19 protein-coding genes are annotated in these 16,695 nt (G+C 72.1%); 10 read left to right on the forward strand and 9 right to left on the reverse strand.

From position 1 onward, the window contains the following. Positions 1 to 125: 125 nt before the first annotated feature. Complete coding sequence (locus ABZ135_RS05520; protein WP_356692055.1) at positions 126 to 1,490, forward strand: pyridoxal-phosphate dependent enzyme; 1,365 nt, start codon at positions 126 to 128, stop codon at positions 1,488 to 1,490. A 119-nt stretch (positions 1,491 to 1,609) separates the two neighbouring features. Here ABZ135_RS05520 and ABZ135_RS05525 read toward each other — a convergent pair whose 3' ends face one another. The 3 genes from ABZ135_RS05525 to ABZ135_RS05535 all read right to left on the reverse strand — a co-directional run bounded on the left by ABZ135_RS05525 (position 1,610) and on the right by ABZ135_RS05535 (position 3,542). After that, a complete protein-coding gene (locus ABZ135_RS05525) occupies positions 1,610 to 1,942 on the reverse strand; it encodes a hypothetical protein (protein ID WP_356692056.1) in 333 nt (110 codons plus the stop codon). A 32-nt stretch (positions 1,943 to 1,974) separates the two neighbouring features. Beyond that, a complete protein-coding gene (locus ABZ135_RS05530) occupies positions 1,975 to 2,715 on the reverse strand; it encodes a DUF4232 domain-containing protein (RefSeq protein WP_356692058.1) in 741 nt (246 codons plus the stop codon). Between the two features lie 356 nt (positions 2,716 to 3,071). Beyond that, on the reverse strand, positions 3,072 to 3,542 hold the full coding sequence (locus tag ABZ135_RS05535; protein WP_356692324.1) for a DIP1984 family protein: 471 nt from the start codon (positions 3,540 to 3,542) through the stop codon (positions 3,072 to 3,074). A 186-nt stretch (positions 3,543 to 3,728) separates the two neighbouring features. On the opposite strand from ABZ135_RS05535, the gene ABZ135_RS05540 reads away from it, so the two are divergent. From ABZ135_RS05540 to ABZ135_RS05550, 3 genes are all read left to right on the forward strand, one after another. Next, positions 3,729 to 4,022 (forward strand): CPCC family cysteine-rich protein, encoded by a 294-nt coding sequence (locus ABZ135_RS05540; RefSeq protein WP_356692060.1) that lies wholly within the window; start codon positions 3,729 to 3,731, stop codon positions 4,020 to 4,022. Then, on the forward strand, positions 4,019 to 4,750 hold the full coding sequence (locus ABZ135_RS05545; RefSeq protein WP_356692062.1) for a HEAT repeat domain-containing protein: 732 nt from the start codon (positions 4,019 to 4,021) through the stop codon (positions 4,748 to 4,750). The genes ABZ135_RS05540 and ABZ135_RS05545 overlap by 4 nt, the downstream gene beginning before the upstream one ends. 206 nt (positions 4,751 to 4,956) lie before the next feature. Then, entirely contained in the window at positions 4,957 to 5,613 is a 657-nt protein-coding gene (locus tag ABZ135_RS05550; protein WP_356692064.1) for a hypothetical protein, read from the forward strand. Between the two features lie 102 nt (positions 5,614 to 5,715). On the opposite strand, the gene ychF is transcribed toward ABZ135_RS05550, so the two are convergent. Then, the gene (gene ychF / locus ABZ135_RS05555) at positions 5,716 to 6,804 is read right to left on the reverse strand and encodes a redox-regulated ATPase YchF (RefSeq protein WP_356692066.1); all 1,089 of its coding nucleotides are present in this window, start codon (positions 6,802 to 6,804) and stop codon (positions 5,716 to 5,718) included. A gap of 150 nt (positions 6,805 to 6,954) precedes the next feature. Between ychF and ABZ135_RS05560 the strand changes: the two genes are divergently transcribed. After that, a complete protein-coding gene (locus tag ABZ135_RS05560) occupies positions 6,955 to 7,581 on the forward strand; it encodes a DUF6542 domain-containing protein (protein ID WP_356692068.1) in 627 nt (208 codons plus the stop codon). Positions 7,582 to 7,675: 94 nt separating this feature from the next. On the opposite strand, the gene ppgK is transcribed toward ABZ135_RS05560, so the two are convergent. Continuing rightward, on the reverse strand, positions 7,676 to 8,440 hold the full coding sequence (gene ppgK / locus ABZ135_RS05565; protein WP_356692070.1) for a polyphosphate--glucose phosphotransferase: 765 nt from the start codon (positions 8,438 to 8,440) through the stop codon (positions 7,676 to 7,678). A gap of 25 nt (positions 8,441 to 8,465) precedes the next feature. Continuing rightward, on the reverse strand, positions 8,466 to 9,482 hold the full coding sequence (locus tag ABZ135_RS05570; RefSeq protein WP_356692072.1) for a 4-hydroxy-3-methylbut-2-enyl diphosphate reductase: 1,017 nt from the start codon (positions 9,480 to 9,482) through the stop codon (positions 8,466 to 8,468). A 66-nt stretch (positions 9,483 to 9,548) separates the two neighbouring features. Here ABZ135_RS05570 and ABZ135_RS05575 point away from each other — a divergent pair, with 66 nt between their 5' ends. The 4 genes from ABZ135_RS05575 to ABZ135_RS05590 all read left to right on the forward strand — a co-directional run bounded on the left by ABZ135_RS05575 (position 9,549) and on the right by ABZ135_RS05590 (position 13,375). Further along, positions 9,549 to 10,904, forward strand: a complete 1,356-nt coding sequence (locus ABZ135_RS05575; RefSeq protein WP_356692074.1) for an APC family permease — start codon at positions 9,549 to 9,551, stop codon at positions 10,902 to 10,904. Positions 10,905 to 11,111: 207 nt separating this feature from the next. Continuing rightward, positions 11,112 to 12,341, forward strand: a complete 1,230-nt coding sequence (gene xseA, locus ABZ135_RS05580) for an exodeoxyribonuclease VII large subunit (protein ID WP_356692075.1) — start codon at positions 11,112 to 11,114, stop codon at positions 12,339 to 12,341. Between the two features lie 67 nt (positions 12,342 to 12,408). Further along, positions 12,409 to 12,645, forward strand: a complete 237-nt coding sequence (locus ABZ135_RS05585; RefSeq protein ID WP_356692077.1) for an exodeoxyribonuclease VII small subunit — start codon at positions 12,409 to 12,411, stop codon at positions 12,643 to 12,645. A 139-nt stretch (positions 12,646 to 12,784) separates the two neighbouring features. After that, positions 12,785 to 13,375 carry a malonic semialdehyde reductase gene (locus ABZ135_RS05590; protein WP_356692079.1) on the forward strand — a complete coding sequence of 197 codons (591 nt, stop codon included), beginning with the start codon at positions 12,785 to 12,787 and terminating at the stop codon, positions 13,373 to 13,375. Positions 13,376 to 13,506: 131 nt separating this feature from the next. Here the strand turns inward: ABZ135_RS05590 and ABZ135_RS05595 are convergent, their stop codons facing one another. Next, a complete protein-coding gene (locus tag ABZ135_RS05595) occupies positions 13,507 to 14,040 on the reverse strand; it encodes a DUF4245 domain-containing protein (RefSeq protein ID WP_356692081.1) in 534 nt (177 codons plus the stop codon). Positions 14,041 to 14,160: 120 nt separating this feature from the next. Here ABZ135_RS05595 and glpX point away from each other — a divergent pair, with 120 nt between their 5' ends. Next, positions 14,161 to 15,192, forward strand: a complete 1,032-nt coding sequence (gene glpX, locus ABZ135_RS05600; protein ID WP_345485884.1) for a class II fructose-bisphosphatase — start codon at positions 14,161 to 14,163, stop codon at positions 15,190 to 15,192. A gap of 136 nt (positions 15,193 to 15,328) precedes the next feature. Here glpX and ABZ135_RS05605 read toward each other — a convergent pair whose 3' ends face one another. Both ABZ135_RS05605 and ABZ135_RS05610 read right to left on the reverse strand, forming a co-directional pair. Beyond that, on the reverse strand, positions 15,329 to 15,712 hold the full coding sequence (locus ABZ135_RS05605) for a WhiB family transcriptional regulator (RefSeq protein ID WP_356692083.1): 384 nt from the start codon (positions 15,710 to 15,712) through the stop codon (positions 15,329 to 15,331). 211 nt (positions 15,713 to 15,923) lie between these two features. Continuing rightward, positions 15,924 to 16,646, reverse strand: coding sequence for a DUF1707 domain-containing protein (locus ABZ135_RS05610; RefSeq protein WP_356692085.1), 723 nt, complete (start codon positions 16,644 to 16,646; stop codon positions 15,924 to 15,926). Between the last annotated feature and the right edge of the window lie 49 nt (positions 16,647 to 16,695).

A 16,695-nucleotide genomic window follows, 5' to 3' on the forward strand; every position in this document is an offset into this window, starting at 1 on the left:
ACATGACAAGGCAGCGTGGCTCCACGCCGCTCGCCGAGTCCGGGTGCCGAGCGAAAGATTGACGGATCCATAGGAATCACACAAGGGTTCCGCCCGCCCCGTAACGCCGCCGCCACACGGCTGCCATGCTGGAGATCATGACCGACTACGTGTGTCCGCGGTGCGGTACGCGGGCCCCTGGCACCGCGCTCACCTGGTGTTGTCCCCGCTGTCGGGGCCCGTGGGACCTCGCCGTCGCGAGCGCGCCGGTGCCTCTCGCGTCACTTCCGTCACGCGTGAATTCATTGTGGCGTTACGCGGAAGCACTACCGCTGGCCACCGGGATCGCCCGGGTTACGGGGGCGGCCGGGGCGGCCGCACGCGGTGGGGTGACCGGGACCGGCGGGGTGCCCCCGGTCTCCCTCGGCGAGGGCCGGACGCCGCTGGTCCCCCTCACCGATACGGTTTCGGCCAAACTCGACTTCCTCATGCCGACCCTGTCCTTCAAGGACCGCGGCGCCGTCATGCTCGCCGAACTCGCGCGCCGGCTGGAGCCGCGTACCGTGATCGCCGACAGCAGCGGCAACGCCGGCACGGCCGTCGCCGCGTATTGCGCCCGCGCGGGACTGGACTGCGCCGTCTACGTACCGGAGGGGACCTCCCCGAAGAAGCTGGAGCAGATCCGCGCCCACGGCGCCCGTACGCTCGTCGTCCCCGGCGACCGCGAGGCCACGGCACGGGCGGCGCGGGCGGCCGCCGACGAGCCCGGGGTCTTCTACGCCTCGCACGTGTACAACCCTCACTTCCTCCACGGCACGAAGACGTACGTCTACGAGATCTGGGAGGACCTCGGCGGCAGACTGCCCGACACCCTCGTGCTGCCGGTCGGCAACGGAACGCTGCTGCTGGGCGCGGCCCTCGCCGTCGAGGAGCTGTACGGCCACGGGCTCGTCGACCGCCGCCCCGCCCTCGTCGCCGTCCAGGCGGAGGCCGTCTCCCCCCTGGCCGCCGCCTTCCACGCGGGCGCGGACGACCTGGTGGGCGGGGGCGGCCGGGCGGGGGCGAACGAGAGGGCGGGGGCGAACGACCCGGATGGCGCGGCCGGCCGGGCCGGCACGGACAACCGGGCCGGCGCGGACAACCGGGCTCGCGCGAGCAACCGGGCTGGCGCGGGCGACCTGTCGGGGGCGGACGGCCTGTCGGCTCCGGCTGCGGCCGTCGCCCGTCCCACACTCGCCGAGGGCATCGCGATCCCGAACCCGCCGCGCGCGGCACAGATCCTCCGGGCCGTACGGGCCTCCGGCGGCACCTTCCTCACCGTGCCGGAGGACAGCATCCGCGCCGCCCAACTGGACCTGGCCCGGCGCGGCCTGTACGTGGAGCCGACGGCGGTCGCCTGCTGGGCGGCCGTACGCGCGACGCCACCGGGCCCCGGCACGGCGGTCCTGCCCCTGTGCGGGGCGGGAGCGAAGACGGGCCTGGCGGCAGCGGCGGATCCGTCGGGCGAATAGGCACCGTCGAGGGGCCGGGCCGCAGGGCGCCGGACCCGCAGGGGGCCCGCCCCGCCGAGGCCCGCACCGCTGGGCCCGCACCGCCGAGGCCCGGACCGCCGAGGCCCGGACCGCGGGTGTCACGCGGACCGACCGGCCGCGCCCTCCTCGTACCGGAAGTCCGGCACTCGCGCCTGCAGCCACTCCTCGCTCGCCCACCCCGCCATGGCGAGCGTCACGACGACGGCGAGGGCGAGGAGCACCGAGGAGCGCCGGCGGAGCAGGGCCCAGACGCCGAGAGCGAGGGCGGGGATGCCGAGCAGCATCAGCGGCAGCTCGATCCACACCAGGCTGAAGTCCCGCCCCTCGCCCTCGAATCCGCCGGTCAGAGCGGGAGTGGCGCCAATCCCCCACACCACGAGCGCGGTGGTGAACCCGCCGAGCACGGCGAGAAAGCCGATTCCGTCCTTCATGGGGTGGGGGACGCAAAGGCCGCCCGGGCGGTTCAGAACTCGTCGGCACCGTTCCGGAGTTCCGGCGTCCAGTAGCCGGTCTTCGCGGCGGACTCGTTGACGGCCAGGCCGCCGGCCGGAGCCTTGACGACGATGCTGCCCTCGGCGGGGGCGCCGGCGGCGAAGAGGTTCACGTTGAAGGAGGTGACGACCTTGTTGTCCTCGTGGACACCACCGAGGACGACGCGCACATTGGCGTACGCCGGGGCACCCGGCTGCAGGACGACGGGCGCGGCCGGCTTGCTCTTGGCGACCGCCGGGATGTCCTTGGCGGTCTGGATCTCGCCGAAGGCGATCAGCGGGTATCCGTCGAGGCGGCAGGCGCGGCCGGAGGTGTTGGTCGCGGTGAGGACGATGTGCTCGGTGGGCGTCTCGTCCACCTTGGCCGCGGTGACCTTGACGTCCTTGTAGGTGCAGGTCCGGGCCCCGGCCGAGGAGCCGGACGCGGACGTCGACCCGGCCGAGGTCGCGGCGGCGGCCTTGCCGCCGGTCGAACCACCGGCCGTGGAACCACCGGTGGTCGCGTCCCCGGCCGTGGAACCACCGGTGGTCGTGCCCCCGGTGGCGCTCTTCTGGCCGCCGCCCTCGGGCGTGACCTGCGTGGACGTGGTCGTGGTCGCGGCGCCTTCGTCGCGGCTCCCGCCCTCGTCACCGCCACAGGCGGTCAGGCCCAGCGAGAGGACGGCGGCGGCCGCGACGGCCAGGACGGTCTGCTTGCGGTGGTGGGTACGCATGATGGTTCTCCCCCGGTTCAAGGTCGGACGGCCCCGCATTCGGTGCCACCTACACCTTCCCGCCCACCCTTGCCGTCCCGCTTGCGTACGGCTAACGCTCCCTTGTCGCCCTCCCGCGGCGCGGCCTTCGTGATGTGGAGATCCCCGATCCCGCCCTCGCCGTCCGGATCTGCACGTGGTGATGAACTGTGCGTTGTGCACGGTCACCTGTGCTGTGTGCTGAGCGGCTGTGTGATCCGGGGACTCGAACCCCCGCGCTGCTCTCCGCGCACCAGCGTGGACCGGTTTCACCGCCGGCCCTCGGCCTGTGCACGCCTCCGTGACGACTACCTGCTCCACATCGAGCACCGTCCCGCTCAGTCCAGCAGGTCGATCTCCCAGTTCGACCGCTGGATCAGGACGTCGGTCTCGCGGATCTCACGGGCGACGACATCGGCCCGGGCGCGCAGTTCCGCGACCGGAAGCGCGGAGAGCATCTTCAGCTCGGACCGCAGTTGCCGGACCATGCCGTGCTGGTCCCGGCCGGCGGCGGCGTCGGCCGCCGCGGTGAGCAGGGCGTGCCGCAGCCGCAGCACGTCCCTGCGCGCCAGCGCGTCCGTGAGGGTCCCGCCACCGTCGATCACGGCCGCGGAGTTGGTCCGGTTGATCCTCCGGATCAGGGACTCGAGCTCCTCCAGCACCTGATCCGCCTCGGCCAGCAGCCCCGCCGCGTCCTCCGCCGGCGCCTCGCCCTCCTGATAGCGGGCGTTACCGACCACCCGGGCACGCAACTGCTCCACCCGCCGCGCCGCGTCCGCCCGCAGCGCCAGCGCCTCGGCCAGCTTCAAGGATCCCCCTCGCTCGTCGATCATCCGCCCGCAGTATGCCTCCCGGCAGCCGACAGCGATAACCTGACGGGTCCCCCGCCCGACGGCCGCTTTGGGGTGTCCTGCGGACCGGCTGCGGACCGGCCGGGCGGGCGGGGGGCGAGAAATCCATGGCGCACCGGCAGAGCCGGCAGGGAGACTGCCCAGGTGAGCGACCGCTTCCCCTGTCCCTGCTGCGGGCACCGCGTGCTGGACGCGATGCCCGGCTCGTATGAGATCTGCCCCGTCTGCTTCTGGGAGGACGACGGGGTCCAGTTCCGCTGGCCGACCATGGCCGGCGGCGCGAACAAGGTCTCTCTGATCGAGGCCCAGCGCAACTACCAGGACGTCGGCGCCTGCGACGAACACGGCCGCCGGGACGTCCGCCCGCCGACCGAGGACGAGCCCCTCGACCCCACCTGGCGCCCCACCTTCTGGCGCCGGGACCACTCCGCGTCATGACCTCCCGCATCGAGACACTCGTCCAGCAGCTCGACGGCAAGGCCGACGCGTCCTACGACGCCCGCGCGGAGTTGATCCTGCTTGGCGCCGACGCCATACCCGCCGTCATCAACGGCTTGCCCTCCCTCGGCGGCTTCGGTCAACTGACCGCCATCGAGGTCTTCGAGGAGGTGGGCGATCCTCGTTGCGGCCCCGCTCTCATCGGCCTGTTGGACAGCGACAATCCGACCGTCCACGAATGGGCGGCCATGGCCCTGGCGAGCCTGGAGATCGACGGCGCCATAGAGCCCCTGCGCCGCGCCTACCGCGCCTGCCTGGAACGGGGGACCCCGCCGGACTGGACCGAGCCCGGCGGCATCCGCTGGGCCCTGACCGAACTCGGCGCCCGCACCCCCGTCGTCCCGCCGCTCACCGCGCGCCTACGACCCATCACTGCGGACAACGCCCCCGGCTGGCCTTCAGCCCACTTCACCGAGATCATCAACGACCTGGCCGACCACGCCCAAGTGATCCTCTACTCCCAGTTCTGGCGAGTGGACGCCGGCGGCACATACGGCGTCTCCGGCCCGGCCCTGGACTGGGAACTCGACTGGACCGCGCCCTGGGAGCACCTGGTCGAGGAGTCCCGCACCTGGTCCCTGCTGGAAGCCTCGGAAGCCCCCACCAGCAGCAACATCTTCGTCGCCCCCACCTGGATCGACCGTACCGACCTGTACCCGGAGAGGTGACCGATGCCGTTCCAGCACCCCGAGGAGGTCGGCTACGGCTACGTGATCGAGCGCTAACCGGCGGGCTGGCCGTCGTGGTCCAGGGCGCCGAACACCACCGCGGGTCCTGGCCAGGACGAGAAACCCGGCCTCCACGCGTCCACAACCGACGCAGCGGCTGAACCGGACGCCAACGAAGTCAGCCGTCGCACCACAATGGAGCAGCCATGAAGCTACCCGTCGTCATACATCAGGCCCGCTTGGGCGCCGATGAGTTCAGAGTCGTCCGGCCCGCCCGGCCTCTGACCCATGCAGTGCTCATCGACCAGGACCGGTACCTGAACGCCTATCTCGACCAGGACGCCGCCCGGAGCGTCGCCGGACTGTGGATGCTCGCCGCACGCTCACCGCGCTCGCTGATCCACCTGCCCATGCGAGCCAATGACCCACCGGCCGGGGCGGTGCCGGACGGTGTCGGCTTCCCGCTCGACCTCGTGCTCCTGCACCATTCACTCCAGTTCGCCCCCTCACGCTGGAAGCAGGTGCGAGGGCGCCTCGGACCCGGGCGTCCCCAGACCGTGAGCCTGCCCGAGGCGGAGCAGGACGACGTTGCGGTGACCGACTACGCGGCACGTCACTACCGGGAGAACCGCGACCTGTTCCACCAGCATCTTCATGCCGAGACCCTGTTCATGACCGGCAGCGCGAAGGTGTTCCGGGAGACCGCGCGGCAGTTCCTCGAGGTCGCCCGCGAAGGACCGGGCCACGTCCCGGTCCACCCCGGCTACGCGCACTTCTGCACCATGCTGCACTCGAACGCCGGCATCCTCGGCGACGCCGCCCGCGAGATCCACATCGAGTACTGCGACCGGTGGAACCCGTGAACCTCCAGCCCGCCGAAGCCGCTCCAGGTCCTGCGGACCGGTGCGGACAACGCAACGGCCTGACCCGCTTTCTCGCAGGTCAGGCCGTTGGTCCACGTCCGGTCAGACGTTGAAGCGGAACTCCACCACGTCGCCGTCCTGCATGACGTACTCCTTGCCCTCCATGCGGGCCTTGCCGGCCGCGCGGGCCTCGGCCACGGAGCCGGTGGCGACGAGGTCGGCGAAGGAGATGACCTCGGCCTTGATGAAGCCCTTCTGGAAGTCGGTGTGGATCACACCGGCCGCCTCGGGGGCCGTGGCGCCCTTCTTGATGGTCCAGGCGCGGGACTCCTTGGGGCCGGCCGTCAGGTAGGTCTGGAGGCCGAGGGTGTCGAAGCCGACGCGGGCGAGGGTGGCGAGGCCGGGCTCCTCGGCGCCGACGGACTGGAGGAGCTCCATGGCGTCCTCCTCGTCGAGCTCGGCGAGGTCGGCCTCCAGCTTGGCGTTGAGGAAGATCGCCTCGGCCGGGGCGACGAGGGCGCGCTGCTCGTCCTTGAACGCCTCGTCGGTCAGCTCGTCCTCGTCCACGTTGAAGACGTAGAGGAACGGCTTGGTGGTCAGCAGGTGGAGGTCGTGGAGGAGCTCCGCGTTCTCCGAGCCCTGGACGATGCCCTGCGAGAAGAGGGTGTCGCCCCTCTCCAGGATCTCCTTGGCCGCCTCGACCGCCGCCACCTTCGGGGCCACGTCCTTCTTGATCCGGGACTCCTTCTGGAGGCGCGGCAGGACCTTCTCGATGGTCTGGAGGTCGGCGAGGATCAGCTCGGTGTTGATCGTCTCGATGTCGTCCTTGGGCGAGACCTTGCCGTCGACGTGCACGACGTTCTCGTCCTTGAAGGCGCGGATGACCTGGCAGATCGCGTCCGACTCGCGGATGTTCGCCAGGAACTTGTTGCCCAGGCCCTCGCCCTCGCTCGCGCCGCGCACGATGCCGGCGATGTCGACGAAGTCGACCGTGGCCGGGAGGATCCGCTGCGAGGAGAAGATCTCCGCCAGCTTGGTCAGGCGGGCGTCCGGCACGCCGACCACACCGACGTTGGGCTCGATCGTGGCGAACGGGTAGTTGGCCGCCAGCACGTCGTTCTTGGTCAGGGCGTTGAACAGGGTCGACTTGCCGACATTCGGCAGGCCGACGATTCCGATCGTGAGCGACACGGTGGCGACTTCCCTATAAGGAGTGGATGCGGTGTTCCCCCAGTTTACGGGCGCACCGCACCGACCCGGGACGGCGCTCTTCGCGCCAAGGTCACCCAAAGGGCGTGTCCCGCACCCGGTTCCCGGCCCCTTCCGACCTACGTTGGTGGGGTGGAGCAGCACAGGACACGCAAGCCGCAGCCCCGCCGCCCCGCCGGGGGACGGCCGCAGGCCCCTCTGACGCCGCCCGGCGCGATGGTCGAGGGCGCCGAGGTCTATCGCGTCGCCGCCCGGCCGCGACCGGGCCGGCCGCGCCTGGAGCGGCCCGCGCCGCCGGTGGTCGTGGCGCTGCGCAGGCTGCCCAGCCCCCGGCTGACCGGTCTCGGCGCGGGTCTGTTCGCCTCGGCCGTGATGCTGGTGATCGGCTTCCTCGACTGGCTGCTGTTCGACGGCTCGCCGCTCGTCTTCGGGCTGCTGTTCCTGCCGGTCAGCGCCCTGACCGCGCTCTGGGTCAGGACCGCCGACCTCGTCACCGCGCCGATCAGCGTGCCGATCGCCTTCGCGGTCGGCGTCGTGCCGATCTCGGGCGGTACGGGCGGGGTCGGCGGCCAGGCGATGGCCCTGGTCACGGCGCTCGCCGTGCACGCGGGCTGGCTGTACGGCGGGACCCTGGTGGCCGGAGTGATCGCGAGCGTCCGGAAGGTGCGGGACATGGGCCGCCGCCAGCGGATCGCCGCGCTCGGCTCCCCCGGCTCCCCCGTACGCCCCGTACGCCGCCCGGCCCCCGAACGCGGCTAGCGGCCGGGACCGGGGCGGTGGCCGGGACCGGCGCGGTGGCGGGGGCGGTGGCCGGGGCCGCTCCCCCGCCCCCGCCCCGTAACGGCACGGCCCGCTAGCCCGCTCCCCCGGCCAGCCCCGCTCCCGCCGCCGCCATCGCCGCGCCCACGATGCCCGCGTTGTTCTGGAGCTCCGCCGGGACGATCTCGGCCCGGATGCCCTCGATCAGCGGCAGGAACTTGTCCGCCTTGCGGCTGACGCCGCCGCCGATGATGAAGAGCTCGGGCGAGAACAGCATCTCCACGTGCGCCAGGTACTTCTGCAGGCGCTTCGTCGCCCAGTGCTCCCAGCTCAGGTCCTCGTCCTCGCGTGCCTTCGCCGAGGCTCGCGTCTCGGCGTCGTGGCCCTTGAGCTCCAGGTGGCCGAGTTCGGTGTTGGGCAGCAGCCGGCCGCCGGTGAAGACGGCGGAGCCGATGCCGGTGCCGAGGGTCAGCAGGATGACGGTGCCCGTGCGGCCCCGGCCGGCGCCGAAGGACATCTCCGCGATGCCGGCCGCGTCGGCGTCGTTCAGCACCGTCACCGGCAGGCCGCCGAGCCGCTCGCCGATCAGCCGGCCCGCGTCGACGCCGATCCAGCCCTTGTCCACATTGGCGGCGGTACGGATCGTGGAGCCGGTCACCACCCCGGGGAAGGTGACGCCGACCGGCCCCGACCAGCCGAAGTTCCGTACGACCTCGACGACGCCGCCCACGACACCGTCGGGTGTCGCGGGCTGCGGGGTGAGTACTTTGTGGCGAGGTTCGGTCAGGTCGCCGCGGTCGAGGTCCACGGGGGCGCCCTTGATGCCCGATCCGCCGATGTCCACTCCGAAGACGTTCATGGACACCACCGTACGGGCCGGGGGCTCAGCCGTTGAGGAGCTTCTCCGCCTCGGCCCTGAGGTCCTTGTTGCGGAGCTCCTTGGGCAGCGAGAAGGTGAGCGACTCGTCGGCGGTCTTGACCAGCTCGACGTCGGCGTAACCGCGCTCGGCCAGCCACTCCAGGACCTCCTGGACCAGCACGTCCGGGACGGAGGCGCCGGAGGAGAGGCCGACGCTGGTGACGCCCTCGAGCCAGGTCTCGTCGATCTCGCTCGCGAAGTCCACCAGGTACGCGGCGGGGGCGCCGGCCTGCTTGGCGACGTCGACCATGCGCTGCGAGTTCGAGGAGTTCTTGGAGCCGACCACGATGACGAGCTCGGCCTGGCCGGCGAGCTCCTTGATGGCGAGCTGGCGGTTCTGCGTGGCGTAGCAGATGTCGTCCGACGGCGGCGAGATGAGCTGCGGGAACTTCTCCTTCAGCGCGTCGACCGTCTCCATGGTCTCGTCGACGGAGAGCGTCGTCTGGGAGAGCCAGACGACCCGGGACGGGTCCCGGACCTCGACCTTGGCGACGTCCTCGGGGCCGTCGACGAGCTGGATGTGGTCGGGGGCCTCGCCGGAGGTGCCGATGACCTCCTCGTGACCCTCGTGGCCGATGAGGAGGATGTCGAAGTCCTCCTTGGCGAACCGGACGGCCTCCTTGTGGACCTTGGTGACCAGCGGGCAGGTCGCGTCGATCGTCTTCAGGCGGCCCTGGCGGGCCTCCTCGTGGACGGTCGGGGCGACGCCGTGCGCGGAGAACATCACGATGTTGCCCGGCGGCACCTCGGTCGCCTGGTCGACGAAGATCGCGCCCTTCCGCTCCAGGGTCTGCACGACGTACTTGTTGTGGACGATCTCGTGCCGGACGTAGATCGGGGCCCCGTACTGCTCCAGGGCCTTCTCCACCGCGATCACGGCGCGGTCCACGCCCGCGCAGTATCCGCGGGGAGCGGCGAGCAGGACACGCTTCGGGCGGTTCGTCGCGGGCGTCGACGCGGGCGTTGCAGTCATGCGTCCCATCGTAAGGCCGCACCGGTCGGCGTTTTGATCGGCCGATGGGGCGGTGTCGTGGCCGAGACTGACGCCATGGCTGAGGAAGCGCAGGTGGCGGAGGCCGCCGGGCACGAGGGGCTCCGGCGAAATCTGGGGTTCCGGGATCTGGTCGTGTACGGGCTGCTGTTCATCGCGCCGATGGCCCCGGTCGGTGTCTTCGGCACGCTCGACGCGAAGTCGCACGGGGCGGTCGCGCTCGTGTACCTGGTGGCGACGGTCGCCATGGCGTTCACCGCCTTCAGTTACGCGCAGATGGTGCGGGTCGCGCCGCGGGCCGGGTCCGTCTTCACGTACGCGCGGACGGCGCTGGGCGAGGGGCCGGGCTTCGTCGCCGGCTGGATGGCGATGCTCGACTACCTCCTCATCCCGGCGGTCGCGTATCTCTTCGCCGGTATCGCGATGGAGGCGCTGGTCCCCGGGGTGGACCGGTGGGTGTGGACGGGTGTCGCGGTGGTCGTGACGACCCTGCTCAACCTGTGGGGCGTGCGGGCGGCCGCCCGGGTCGGCTTCGCGGTACTCGCCATGGAGATCGCGGTGCTGATGGTCTTCGTGGTGTCGGCGATCGTGGTGCTCGTACGGGACGGGGCGCGGCGGGACTGGTGGTCGCCGCTCACGGGCGACGCCGGGTTCTCGGCGGCGGCGGTCCTCGGGGCGGTGTCGGTGGCGGTCCTGTCCTATCTGGGCTTCGACGCGATCGCGTCCTTCGCGGAGGAGGTGACGGGGGGCTCGGCCAAGGTGGCGCGGGCGGTGCTGTTCTGCCTGGCGCTTGCCGGGGTGCTGTTCGTGGCGCAGACGTGGCTGGTGGCGCTGCTCGAGCCGGTCTCCTCGGCGCAGCTCGCCGCGGATCCGGCGAAGCAGGGCTCCGCCTTCTACGACGCGGTGGACTCGGCGGTCGGCGACTGGTTGCACGACCTGGTGGCGGTCTCGAAGGCGATCGGCGCGGCCTTCGCGGCGCTGGCGGGCCAGGCGGCGGGGGGCCGGCTCCTCTTCGCGATGGGCCGCGACCGGCGTCTCCCGCACGTCCTGGCCCGTACGGACTCGGGTGTGCCGAGGGTGGCGCTGCTGGTGTCGGCGACGGTGACGATGATCGCCGCGGTGTGGGCGGCCCGCCGCGACGACGGGCTCGACCACCTGGTCTCGGTCGTGGACATCGGCGCCCTGACGGCCTTCGTGCTGCTCCACGCGAGCGTGGTGGGCTGGTTCGCGATCCGCCGCATGGCGGGGCCTCCACGCTGGCTCCCCCACCTCGTGGCCCCGGCGATCGGCGCGGCGATCCTGGTCGCGGTGATCGTCGAGGCGGCGCCGTCCGCGCAGGTGGTCGGCGTGATCTGGCTGGGCGTCGGCCTGGTCGTCCTGGCGGTGCAGGGAACCCGCCGAGCGACGCCGTAGTGGAGGGGGCTCGGGCTTCGGGGCGGGCGGCGCCGGGGCCCGGGCCGGGGCGCGAGCGGCCTGGCCTGCCGTACGGGCCGGGGGCCCGCGGGGCCGGCGCCGGGCCGCGCGCCGCCCCGTCGACGTACAGGCCACGCCCCACCCCCTCGCCGCGCGCGCCGCGCACGGACCCGGGGGTGTGTCCGAGGGGAACGTTACGCTCGGCGCATGGGTCTGAACACGTCTGCGGAAGCGCCGTTGCCCGTCGGCGAGGTCTCTCGGCTCATCGGGGGGTGGATCGACCGGTTGGGGGCCGTCTGGGTCGAGGGGCAGATCACGCAGTTGTCGCGGCGGCCGGGGGCGGGGGTCGTGTTCCTGACGCTGCGGGATCCGTCGTACGACATCTCGATCAACGTGACCTGCTATCGCCAGGTCTTCGACGCCGTCGCCGATGTCGTGTCGGAGGGCGCGCGGGTCGTGGTGCACGCCAAGCCGGAGTGGTACGCGCCGCGCGGGCAGTTGTCGTTGCGGGCGGCGGAGATCAAGCCGGTGGGGATCGGGGAGCTGCTGGCCCGGCTGGAGCAGCTCAAGCGGAGCCTCGGCGCGGAGGGCCTGTTCGCGCTGGACCGCAAGAAGCCGCTGCCGTTCCTGCCGCAGTTGGTCGGCCTGGTCTGCGGCCGGGCCTCGGCCGCCGAGCGGGACGTCCTGGAGAACGCGCGGCGGCGCTGGCCCGCCGTCCGGTTCGAGGTGCGGAACGTGGCGGTGCAGGGCGTGAAGGCCGTGCCGCAGGTGATCCAGGCGGTCAAGGAGCTCGACGCGCACGACGGCGTGGACGTGATCATCGTGGCCCGGGGCGGCGGCAGCGTCGAGGACCTGCTGCCGTTCTCGGACGAGCAGCTCATCCGCGCGGTCGCCGGCTGCCGTACGCCGGTGGTGTCGGCGATCGGCCACGAGCCGGACTCGCCGCTGCTCGACCTGGTCGCGGACCTGCGGGCGTCCACGCCGACGGACGCGGCCAAGAAAGTGGTGCCGGACGTGGGCGAGGAGCTGGAGCGGGTACGGGGGCTGCGGGACCGGGCGCTGCGGTGCGTCCGCGGACTCCTGGAGCGCGAGGAGCGGGGTCTGGCCCACGCGCTGGCCCGGCCGGTCATGGAGCATCCGCAGCGGATGGTGGAGGTGCGCGAGGACGAGCTCGACGCGCTGCTCGCCCGGAGCCGTCGGACGCTGGGGCATCTCCTCGACCGGGCCGACTCGGAGCTGTCGCACACCCGGGCGCGGGTCCGGGCGCTGTCGCCGGCGGCGACGATGGAGCGCGGGTACGCGGTGTTGCAGCGGGCGGACGGCTCGGTGGTGCGGGCCCCGGAGGAGGTCGGGGCGGACGAGCGGCTGCGGGCGCGGGTCGCCGCGGGCGAGTTCGCGGTGCGCCGCGTGGCCGACCCGGACCCGGACCCGGCCTGAGCCCCGGCCCCGGCCTGAGCCCCGGGCCCCACCCGACGGAAAACGAAGAACGATCATGGAGGACGGCATGGCAGCCGGCACGGAAGAGACCGCTCCCGGTTACGAGCAGGCGCGCGACGAGCTCATCGAGGTCGTCCGGCGCCTGGAGGCGGGCGGGACGACCCTGGAGGAGTCGCTGGCGCTCTGGGAGCGGGGCGAGGAGCTGGCGAAGGTGTGCCGGCACTGGCTGGAGGGGGCGCGGGCGCGGCTGGACGCGTCACTGGCCGCCGAGCGGGCCACGGAGGAGCTCGACGAGGCCGAGTAACCGCAGGTCATGAGAGGATGAGCGTGAACCGGATCACTATCCGGTTCATTTAGTTGAACCTTCACCTACTCCGGGCGTACTGTCGTGACATCGCCCGATCCCCCCGGCGGGCGATCCCGTAGTCCGGAAGGTACGCAGCATGTCTCTCGTTCTTGACCCCGCCGCCCAGGACCTCCTCTTCCGCGAGGCCCGTACCGCCAACACGTTCACCGACGAGCCGGTGACCGACGAGCAGGTGCAGGCGATCTACGACCTGGTCAAGTACGGCCCCACGGCCTTCAACCAGAGCCCGCTGCGCATCACCCTGGTCCGCTCCCCCGAGGCCCGCGAGCGCCTGGTGGCGCACATGGCCGAGGGCAACCAGGCCAAGACCAAGGCCGCCCCGCTGGTCGCGATCCTCTCCGCGGACAACGAGTTCCACGAGGAGCTGCCGGCCCTGCTCCCGCACTTCCCGCAGGCCAAGGACATGTTCTTCGCCGAGCGCCCGGTCCGCGAGCAGTCCGCCCTGCTGAACGCCGCCCTCCAGGCCGCCTACTTCATCGTCGGCGTCCGCGCCGCCGGCCTGGCCGCCGGCCCGATGACGGGCCTCGACTTCGCCGGCGTCCAGAAGGAGTTCCTGGACGACGACCACACCCCGCTGATGGTGGTCAACATCGGCAAGCCGGGTGAGGACGCCTGGTTCCCGCGCTCCCCCCGCCTGGCCTTCGACGAGGTCATCACCACCGTCTGACGCGTACGGCGCGTACGGAAGACGCCGGACACAGACGGCAGACATAGACGGCAGACGGACGAGGGCCCCGGTGCACACGCACCGGGGCCCTCGTCCACGCCCGCCCGCCTACGTTCCGCGCGAGCTCCGCGTCACGCCTTCTTCGCCTGCAGCGCGCCCGCCATCTGCGCGAGCCGCTCGAACGAGGCCGTGCCGGTCACCACGGTCGTCGCACCACCCTCGGTGCGCACCAGCGCGTCGTACTTCGGGCCCTCCCAGCGCTGCCAGACCTGCCCGGCGACCGTCTGGGTCTTCCCGGAGTTCTTCGCCTGCAGCGTGACCTCGGGAACGTACTTCGCCGGGTCCTCGGTCGACTGGTTGACCGCCACGTACTGGGTGTCCGGGTCCAGGAAGCCCAGCCTCCAGGCGTTGTGGTCCTCCCGCTTGTACGAGACGACCGTCGCCTTCCAGTCCTCGCCGAGACCCTCCGGGGCCAGCACCGGGTAGGGCGCCGCCCGCTGGGCCGTCAGGAGCTCGACCCGGTAGTCCTTCGTCTGGACCGGGTTCGCCTTCTCGTCGTGCGGGATGAAGAGATACATCACGCCCGCGGCGACCATGATCACCGCGAGGGACTGGAACATCCCGCGTACCGTCTGCCTGCCTCGCATACCTGCCACGCCCCCCATGGTCGCATCATGGTGGTGTGCTCATTCGTGGGCCCCTCTGCTCAATATGTCGGCCTGACGATAGAGTCGCCTCACCCTCTTCTTCATCCCGGCCGTCGCCGTACAGAAAGGTGCGCTCCGATGACCGAGCACCACTTGCCGCCCGAGCTCGAGGTCTCTCCCGAGGCCCCCGACCGCAACCTCGCCCTCGAACTGGTCCGCGTCACCGAGGCCGCCGCCATGGCCGCCGGCCGCTGGGTCGGCCGGGGCGACAAGATCGGCGCGGACGGCGCTGCGGTGAACGCCATGCGGACCCTGATCTCCACCGTCTCGATGAACGGCGTCGTCGTCATCGGCGAGGGCGAGAAGGACGAAGCGCCCATGCTGTTCAACGGCGAGCGGGTCGGTGACGGCACCGGCGCCGAGGTCGACATCGCCGTCGACCCGATCGACGGCACCACGCTCAACGCCAAGGGCATGCCGAACGCGATCGCCGTCATGGCCGCCGCCGACCGCGGCGCGATGTTCGACCCGTCCGCGGTCTTCTACATGGACAAGCTGGTGACCGGCCCGGAGGCCGCCGACTTCGTCGACATCAACGCGCCCGTCTCGGTCAACATCCGCCGGGTCGCCAAGGCCAAGGGCATGACGGCCGAGGACGTCACCGTGGTCATCCTGGACCGCCCGCGTCACGAGGGCATCGTCAAGGAGATCCGCGAGACCGGCGCCCGGATCAAGTTCATCTCCGACGGCGACGTCGCCGGCTCCATCATGGCCGCCCGTGAGGGCACCGGCGTCGACCTGCTGATGGGCATCGGCGGCACGCCCGAGGGCATCATCTCGGCCTGCGCCATAAAGTGCCTGGGCGGTGTGATCCAGGGCAAGCTGTGGCCCAAGGACGAGGCCGAGCGGCAGAAGGCCCTCGACGCCGGTCACGACCTGGACCGGGTGCTCACCACCCACGACCTGGTCTCCGGCGACAACGTCTTCTTCGTGGCCACCGGCATCACCGACGGCGAGCTGCTGCGCGGCGTGCGCTACCGCTCCGAGACGGCGACCACCCAGTCGCTGGTCATGCGCTCGAAGTCGGGCACGATCCGCCAGATCGACTCCACGCACCGGCTGGCGAAGCTGCGCGCGTACAGCAAGATCGACTTCGACCGGGCGAAGTAGCCGGTCCGGGCACCGCGCCCGGACCCGTGACGGTACGAAAAGGGGCGCCCCCATGTGCGGTGGGAGCGCCCCTTCCCGTACGGGCGGCGGGACCCGTCGAGCCGGCCTCAGTCGGTCTCAGCCGTCCTCGGCCGTCTCAGCCGGCCTTGGCGATCCGCTCGGCACGCTCGGCCGCCGCGGCCTTCCGCAGCTCGACGTCCCGGCGGCGGCGCCGGGCCAGCACGACACGGCGCTCGGCGGCAGTGAGCCCGCCCCACACCCCGTACGGCTCGGGCTGGAGCAGCGCGTGCTCGCGGCACTCGACCATCACGGGGCAGCGGGCGCAGACCCGCTTGGCGGCCTCCTCACGGGAGAGGCGGGCGGCGGTGGGCTCCTTGGAGGGGGCGAAGAAGAGTCCGGCCTCGTCCCTCCGGCACACCGCCTCCGTGTGCCAGGGACCGGCCTCGTCCTCCCGAGCGGGGATGCGCGGGGGCGGCACGGCGGCGGCGACCCGGAGGGGCTGATGCGGCGTGTGCAGCACGGTCTACTCCTGACGACGGCTTCCGCGGGCGAGCGACGATGCCCCAGCCCTACCCGCTGTGCGCGCGCCTATGCACTGCGTGCGTCCGCCTTCCGGAGCGCGGACACCGGGCGGCGAATTCCGGTCACCGCACGAACCGGCCGCTCGGCGGCGGTGCGCAGGTCGCTCCGAGCCGGCACGGCCGCCGCTCGCCCGCCGGTCCGTCGGCCGCTCAATGGCCGAGATGCTTACGGAACTTGTCCTGAACCCGGTTCTGGAGGTCGGTGACCCACTTGCCGCGCTTGGGTCTGGCCTCCACGTTCCCGAAGACCGCGTAGCCGTTGACGACCACGACCGGGGCCTGCGGGTCGGCGCCCTCCAGGGTCACCACCTCGAAGTTGCCGAAGACGCCGGTGCCGCTGCCGCGCAGGGTGATGTTCTCCGGGACGCGCACCTCGACGTGGCCGAAGATCGAGGTGGCGTTGATGGTGGTGAGGCGCTGGGCGAAGATCGCCTCGGTCAGGTCGATCTCGATGCTGCCGAAGAGCGAGAAGGCGTTGGTCCTGCGGCCCACGCGCCAGCGGCCCTTGCGGGTGGAGGCGGAGAAGACGGCGACCATCGTGTCGGCGGGGCCCTCGGTGTCCTCAGGGCCGTACAGCGGGGCCGGCGCGGAGGCCGGCCGGGCCCCGGTGGCGGGGAGGTCCCGCACGATCGGCTCCAGCTCGCCGACCGTCTTGGCGCGGTAGACCGCGTCGATCCGCTCCGCGTGCTCCTCGGGATCGATCCGCCCCTCGGCCAGGGCCTCCCTGAGGATGTCGGCGATCCGGTCCCGGTCGGCGTCCGAGGCCCGCAGCGATCCCTGCGGATCGGCGACATCGGGCCGGGGCGCGGGGGCCGGGGCGGGGGCGGGCTCGGCGGGCGCGACCGGCTGCTGGGGCTGCTTCTCGAGGTCCACGGACCCAGCCTAGCGAAACGCGATAGATCGCGACCAGGGGAAGCCTCCG

Source organism: Streptomyces sp. NPDC006339 (assembly GCF_040612775.1).
GTDB lineage: Bacteria > Actinomycetota > Actinomycetes > Streptomycetales > Streptomycetaceae > Streptomyces.

What these genes read in the sequence shown, in the direction of transcription:
- ABZ135_RS05520 (WP_356692055.1), top strand. Translation starts at nt 126, where the DNA reads ATGCTGGAGATCATGACCGACTACGTGTGTCCGCGGTGCGGTACGCGG.
- ABZ135_RS05525 (WP_356692056.1), bottom strand. Translation starts at nt 1,942, where the DNA reads ATGAAGGACGGAATCGGCTTTCTCGCCGTGCTCGGCGGGTTCACCACC.
- ABZ135_RS05530 (WP_356692058.1), bottom strand. Translation starts at nt 2,715, where the DNA reads ATGCGTACCCACCACCGCAAGCAGACCGTCCTGGCCGTCGCGGCCGCC.
- ABZ135_RS05545 (WP_356692062.1), top strand. Translation starts at nt 4,019, where the DNA reads ATGACCTCCCGCATCGAGACACTCGTCCAGCAGCTCGACGGCAAGGCC.
- ABZ135_RS05550 (WP_356692064.1), top strand. Translation starts at nt 4,957, where the DNA reads ATGAAGCTACCCGTCGTCATACATCAGGCCCGCTTGGGCGCCGATGAG.
- ppgK (WP_356692070.1), bottom strand. Translation starts at nt 8,440, where the DNA reads ATGAACGTCTTCGGAGTGGACATCGGCGGATCGGGCATCAAGGGCGCC.
- ABZ135_RS05570 (WP_356692072.1), bottom strand. Translation starts at nt 9,482, where the DNA reads ATGGGACGCATGACTGCAACGCCCGCGTCGACGCCCGCGACGAACCGC.
- ABZ135_RS05575 (WP_356692074.1), top strand. Translation starts at nt 9,549, where the DNA reads ATGGCTGAGGAAGCGCAGGTGGCGGAGGCCGCCGGGCACGAGGGGCTC.
- xseA (WP_356692075.1), top strand. Translation starts at nt 11,112, where the DNA reads ATGGGTCTGAACACGTCTGCGGAAGCGCCGTTGCCCGTCGGCGAGGTC.
- ABZ135_RS05585 (WP_356692077.1), top strand. Translation starts at nt 12,409, where the DNA reads ATGGCAGCCGGCACGGAAGAGACCGCTCCCGGTTACGAGCAGGCGCGC.
- ABZ135_RS05590 (WP_356692079.1), top strand. Translation starts at nt 12,785, where the DNA reads ATGTCTCTCGTTCTTGACCCCGCCGCCCAGGACCTCCTCTTCCGCGAG.
- ABZ135_RS05595 (WP_356692081.1), bottom strand. Translation starts at nt 14,040, where the DNA reads ATGGGGGGCGTGGCAGGTATGCGAGGCAGGCAGACGGTACGCGGGATG.
- glpX (WP_345485884.1), top strand. Translation starts at nt 14,161, where the DNA reads ATGACCGAGCACCACTTGCCGCCCGAGCTCGAGGTCTCTCCCGAGGCC.